Origin of the sequence: Acinetobacter sp. YH01021 (assembly GCF_013420255.1) — a bacterium.
Lineage (GTDB): Bacteria > Pseudomonadota > Gammaproteobacteria > Pseudomonadales > Moraxellaceae > Acinetobacter.
Window position 1 is genome coordinate 1 of sequence record NZ_VOYO01000055.1, and the last position, 4,815, is coordinate 4,815.

Here is a 4,815-nt window from a genome sequence, read left to right on the forward strand (position 1 = left end):
AGTCAATCGTATGACCACGTTGATCAACTGCACGATACAGGTAAGTCCATCGCCCCTTCACTTTGATATAAGTCTCATCCATATGCCATGAATGTAAATCTGTAGGATTACGCCAATACCAGCGTAAGCGTTTTTCCATTTCTGGAGCATAACGCTGAACCCAACGATAAATTGTGGTGTGGTCAACATTCACACCCCGTTCAGCGAGCATTTCTTGAAGTTCACGATAGCTGATGCCATATTTACAATACCAACGAACAGCCCAAAGAATGATTTCACCTTGAAAGTGCCGACCATGGAAGGGATTCATCTGCTGTATCTCGAAATAAATAAGATATTTAGCTTATCATGTCAGCCTATTTGCAACAGTGCCCATCGCCGGTGCGTCACGCTGGCTTTTCACTACGTACCCGAGCGAGAAGAAGTTTCCGACCAGCGATGCTGCGAAGACGGCGAACAGAAGCGCTCGCAGCCATGAAAATCGTTTCACAGGCGGCCTCCGTTGCTTCGTGTGACAGTAATGGTCTCCGCAAGCTCAGAAGGCGGAACACCGACAGCAAACGCCAAGAGAGCATTGTCCGATATCTGCGTTTCCACACCGGCGGCCACGTAGCCACCGACCGCTGACACTGTAAGAACAAGTGCCATGCTCGCGGCTGTCGCCGGCATCGACCACGATCCGAGACCGATCGGCAGGCTGAAGGGTCGGCGCTTCGGCAGCGCGATTTTGGCCAACACATTGCGCGCAAGCGCACGCTCGTCAGTCGGCTCGATCGTTGCTTCAAGCACGAGACGGTCGAGTTGCTCTTCCTCGCTGATCGTATCGCGTCGATCAGTCGCTAGAAACAGCAACGCCTCGCGGCGAAACGGTGCCGGCCATGATGCGACATCGGCTCCAAATCGAACTTTCAAACCTTCAAATTCGCCCCTGTTCATCTTGTTTTCCTTCCATTTTGTGGTTCAGCCTTCCCGACCTCCGAAAGCTGGGCGCGTAACGTTCGCCTCGCTCGGACAAGCAGTTGCTCTACTGATCCGGCGCTTGCATCCATCACTTCGGCAATCGCGGGAACGTCGAGGTCGGCGACTGCTCGAAGGAGCAGCGCCATTCGCTGTCGTTCCGGCAGTTTTTCGAGGCCGGCGCGAACGATGGCCAACTCCTGCCGAGCGCCCATCCACGAGTCGACATCGGGGTCTTCCGAAGGAAATCCTTCGTGCGCCTCTTCGAAGCCGATGAACATGCGGAATTTGCGCCAGCGCCTCACGTCGATGCATCGATTTGCAGCGATCCGATAGATCCACGTCGTCGCGCGTCCTTTCGAACGATCGAAGCGCTTCGCGTTCTTCCAGACCGCAATGAAGACGTCCTGCACGACATCCTCGGCTTCATCGGAACCACCAAGATAGCGCCCGGCGAAGAGGCGTAGACCGCGTCCGTGCCTGTCTATCAGCTGCCGAAGGGCAAGCTGCTCGCCCGCAGCCACGCGGGCGAGCAGCACCTCGTCGTCGAGGCGCTCCGGCAGTCTTGCGATTTCCGGGGCACGCGCTTGGCTCACGCGGGCTTACCTCCAGTGGCGGCGAAAGCCGATGCCGACATTTCCGCGCGGGCCGGTGTGAACACCGATGGACCGCACGCCATGGGGGCTCGCGCCGTCACGGTGTTCCCGGAGTAGGTCCGCCCGTTCGGGCCGGTTGCAGAATAGCTGCGCCGGCACCGGTCGACGAACCCGTTGCGGCAGGTCGAATTTGACGTGTAGGTCGCACCATTCGGCCCGACACGTGTCGTCTGGCCGGAATAGATGTTGCCGTCTCTCGTCACGCTACGGGTGATCTGGCCGCCATTCCGCGTATCGCGCGTCCATTCAGCCGACATGGCCGGGGCCGCGCCAAGCAACATGGCAACACCAAGCGCGGCGAAGGTTCTCTTCCAGGAAATAAACATCTTGAACTCCTCAGTACTGATTCAATTCTTGCTCAGAGCTGCGGTCAACCTCAGCGGTCGAACATGATGCCGCGGATGACGAGAAACTCGGCGGCCGACAGCTTCCCGTCGCCATCCCGGTCGGCAAGGTCGAAGAAGAGCGTGCGAGCACGAAATTCGTCCCTCGACACCTTTCCGTCGCCGCTCGTGTCGAGCTGCCGCATCTGATTTCCGAGACGCGCCTGCATGGCCGTCGCGCGATCCATGATCGCATCGCGGAGCATTTCAGTTTCGTCTTCATCGATAACTCCGTCGCTATTCACGTCGAGGCGAGCGAAGAGTTTCGCCCGCGCGGCGACTATCTCGTCGCGCGAGACAGCGCCGTCGTTATTCGCATCGAGCCGCTGAAGAATCGGCGATACCGTTTGCGCGTGAGCCGAGATCCCCGGCAGGGAGAGAGCGGCGACCAGCGCTGAGACCAGCGCGTATGAAGCCTTTTTCATCGAGTGTCTTCCTTCGGTTCTTTGGTTTTCGTCTGCCGATGGGCAGCTACGTGAACCAATACGAACCGCTGGCTCATCTCCTACGCGCTCAATCAAGGATTCCTGACATCTTGGCGGTGGCCGTCGACGGACGCCCCTTGCAAAGAAAAATGCCCGGCGGCGCGTAGGAGCTGCCGTTCCCATGCGTAGAAGCTCGCGTTGATGCCAATCCCACCCGAGGAAGGGGAGAGAATAATGAAGTTGAAATTGCTGGCCTGCGTGATGGTTGTCCTCGCGACTAGCAGCGCTTGCGCGGCGGACGGGCAAAGAGCCCGGCAGGCTTTCCGCCAAATGGACCAAAACGGTGATCGAGCGCTTCAGTTTACCGAGATACAGGCGGCGCGTGCGTCCTTGTTCGACCGGCTGGACGCAAATCGAAATGGCGTTCTCGACAATGGTGAGGCGCAGGCCGCCCTTAAGCGCGTGAGCGAGGGCGGTAGGCTCCAGATGGCAACGGCGGAAGGTCTGGAAACGCAGGCTCGCCGGATGGATGCGAACGGCGACGGCCGAATTACGAGAGCGGAATTCGCTCAATTCATTCCCGATCGGCTTCAGCGCGCCGATGCAAACGGCGACCGTTCACTTTCGCTCTCCGAACTCAGGTCGCTTCGTCAACGCTAATCGTCACCTAGGCTTTCAAAGAACAGGACACACAACGCGATGAGAAAGACTATTGCCTCCATGGGCGCCGCAGCGCTCCTCCTTTTTCCTATGCCGCTCCTGCATCGGCGAATCCTCTCGTTCGATCGTCGGTAACGATCGATAGTGAGGGCCCCGTGCAAGAAGTCGCCCACCGGCACGGCTTCTACGTGGTCCGCGGCGTCCACTACTATAATGGATATCGCGGTGTTGTCGTCGCGCGTCCTGGCTACCGCTTCTATCGAGGATACTGGTTTCCGCCCGCAGCCTTCGCTGCCGGCGTGATCGTCGGCCGAACGCTGGCCCATCCCGTGCCACCGGCGCGCCGTCTGACCGCCGCCCATATCGAGTGGTGCTTCGATCACTATCGGTCATATCGTGCGTACGATAACACCTATCAGCCGTACGACGGTCCGCGCGAACAGTGCTGGTCGCCCTACAACTGACGTAGGAAATGTCGAATGCGTGTGACGAACTGATCGGCAGAGGCACCGCCGGTCGGTTCTTCGTCCATGGGAGAAAGTCGCTGGCGGCAGGTTAGCAGCAAACCTCAAATTGTCGGGCCGAATTCGAAACAGCTCTACGATCTCTTGGCCGAAACTGATGCCGGTTTGTCATTCGACACGACTCCAGGGTCGCTAAGCTGCCGGCGAAACCGGAGGCACCTATGAATCGAGACCTGAACTTCACCCGCCGCGAAGTCTTTTCTGCGCTAACGTTTGCTACAACCAGTGCACTACTAACCAACGATTCGGCCGCGCAAACCGCGGCGAAGGATCAATCGCAGCTGGTCGCCCGCGACTCCGAAAAGCCCTTGACCTGTGGGCTTCTGCTCTTCCCGAATATGACCGCCTTGGACCTTGTTGCGCCCCAGCTGGTGATGTCGAAACTTCCGAATTCAGTCGTTCATCTGATCGCCGAGAGCCAAAGCCCGGTGATGTCGGACAGCGACCTGGCAATCGTCCCGACGATGACTTTTGAACAGTGTCCTGACGAACTGGATGTCTTCTTTGTTCCCGGCGGGCCGAAGGGTACATTGACCGCGCTCCAGAATGATCGGCTTCTCGATTTCGTGTCTCATCGCGGATCACGTGCGCGATACATCACCAGCGTTTGCACCGGCTCCGTCCTTCTCGGAGCTGCCGGTCTCCTCAAAGGTTACAAGGCGGCGTCATACTGGGGCACGCTCGACATGCTTCCAGTGTTCGGGGCGACGCCCGTTAGTGATCGCGTCGTCAAGGATCGAAACCGAATTACGGGCGGCGGGATTACCGCAGGACTCGACTTTGGGCTTGAACTCGCAGCAGAGCTACGTGGCGAGCAGCGCGCGCGCCTGCAGCAATTGATCATGGAATACGATCCCAAGCCTCCTTTTGACAGCGGCTCGCTAAACACGGCATCCGCCGAAACGGTCGCTCATGCGCGTGAGCTTCTTGGTCCTTCGCTGCTTGCTATTCGCGCGGAGGCGGAGCGGGCGGCGAGACGACGCGGATAAACGCTTGGCCAAAAAGCCACCAACGGCGACGGTCCCCCACCTCGGTCAAGCAGCGAGAGGTAGAGTGATATCTCGATAGGTATAGTAGAGTGATATAGAGATGGATCCGTAAATTTGAACAACTCCTATAAGTGATATTCTGCTCCTCAAATGATGTTATAAACATCAATATATGGAGTATTTTATGGCACGTAGACCAAGAAGAAATCATTCAAATGATT

At 57.8% G+C, this 4,815-nt stretch carries 7 protein-coding genes and 1 pseudogene; 3 read left to right on the plus strand and 5 right to left on the minus strand.

What is annotated here, in order from left to right:
* The 5 genes and pseudogenes from FTT86_RS15585 to FTT86_RS15605 form a co-directional block, all read right to left on the minus strand.
* Nucleotides 1-310, minus strand: a pseudogene (locus tag FTT86_RS15585) (IS6-like element IS1008 family transposase); the annotation flags it as partial.
* A gap of 176 nt (nucleotides 311-486) precedes the next feature.
* On the minus strand, nucleotides 487-936 hold the full coding sequence (locus FTT86_RS15590) for a hypothetical protein (RefSeq protein ID WP_021263992.1): 450 nt from the start codon (nucleotides 934-936) through the stop codon (nucleotides 487-489).
* Nucleotides 933-1,553 carry an RNA polymerase sigma factor gene (locus tag FTT86_RS15595; RefSeq protein WP_046127927.1) on the minus strand — a complete coding sequence of 207 codons (621 nt, stop codon included), beginning with the start codon at nucleotides 1,551-1,553 and terminating at the stop codon, nucleotides 933-935. The genes FTT86_RS15590 and FTT86_RS15595 overlap by 4 nt, the downstream gene beginning before the upstream one ends.
* The gene (locus FTT86_RS15600; protein WP_021263994.1) at nucleotides 1,550-1,939 is read right to left on the minus strand and encodes a hypothetical protein; all 390 of its coding nucleotides are present in this window, start codon (nucleotides 1,937-1,939) and stop codon (nucleotides 1,550-1,552) included. Before FTT86_RS15600 ends, FTT86_RS15595 begins: the two co-directional genes overlap by 4 nt.
* Before the next feature lie 50 nt (nucleotides 1,940-1,989).
* Nucleotides 1,990-2,421, minus strand: coding sequence for an EF-hand domain-containing protein (locus FTT86_RS15605; protein WP_180106511.1), 432 nt, complete (start codon nucleotides 2,419-2,421; stop codon nucleotides 1,990-1,992).
* 234 nt (nucleotides 2,422-2,655) lie between these two features.
* On the opposite strand from FTT86_RS15605, the gene FTT86_RS15610 reads away from it, so the two are divergent.
* The 3 genes from FTT86_RS15610 to FTT86_RS15620 all read left to right on the plus strand — a co-directional run bounded on the left by FTT86_RS15610 (nucleotide 2,656) and on the right by FTT86_RS15620 (nucleotide 4,594).
* Nucleotides 2,656-3,081, plus strand: a complete 426-nt coding sequence (locus FTT86_RS15610) for an EF-hand domain-containing protein (RefSeq protein ID WP_021263996.1) — start codon at nucleotides 2,656-2,658, stop codon at nucleotides 3,079-3,081.
* Between the two features lie 155 nt (nucleotides 3,082-3,236).
* Complete coding sequence (locus FTT86_RS16310; protein ID WP_196494983.1) at nucleotides 3,237-3,545, plus strand: BA14K family protein; 309 nt, start codon at nucleotides 3,237-3,239, stop codon at nucleotides 3,543-3,545.
* Between the two features lie 221 nt (nucleotides 3,546-3,766).
* The gene (locus tag FTT86_RS15620; RefSeq protein WP_021263998.1) at nucleotides 3,767-4,594 is read left to right on the plus strand and encodes a DJ-1/PfpI family protein; all 828 of its coding nucleotides are present in this window, start codon (nucleotides 3,767-3,769) and stop codon (nucleotides 4,592-4,594) included.
* Nucleotides 4,595-4,815: the final 221 nt, after the last annotated feature.

Bases quoted from the DNA above. Each gene is read 5' to 3' on its own strand.
- FTT86_RS15590 (WP_021263992.1), bottom strand. From the start codon at position 936: ATGAACAGGGGCGAATTTGAAGGTTTGAAAGTTCGATTTGGAGCCGAT.
- FTT86_RS15600 (WP_021263994.1), bottom strand. From the start codon at position 1,939: ATGTTTATTTCCTGGAAGAGAACCTTCGCCGCGCTTGGTGTTGCCATG.
- FTT86_RS15605 (WP_180106511.1), bottom strand. From the start codon at position 2,421: ATGAAAAAGGCTTCATACGCGCTGGTCTCAGCGCTGGTCGCCGCTCTC.
- FTT86_RS15610 (WP_021263996.1), top strand. From the start codon at position 2,656: ATGAAGTTGAAATTGCTGGCCTGCGTGATGGTTGTCCTCGCGACTAGC.
- FTT86_RS15620 (WP_021263998.1), top strand. From the start codon at position 3,767: ATGAATCGAGACCTGAACTTCACCCGCCGCGAAGTCTTTTCTGCGCTA.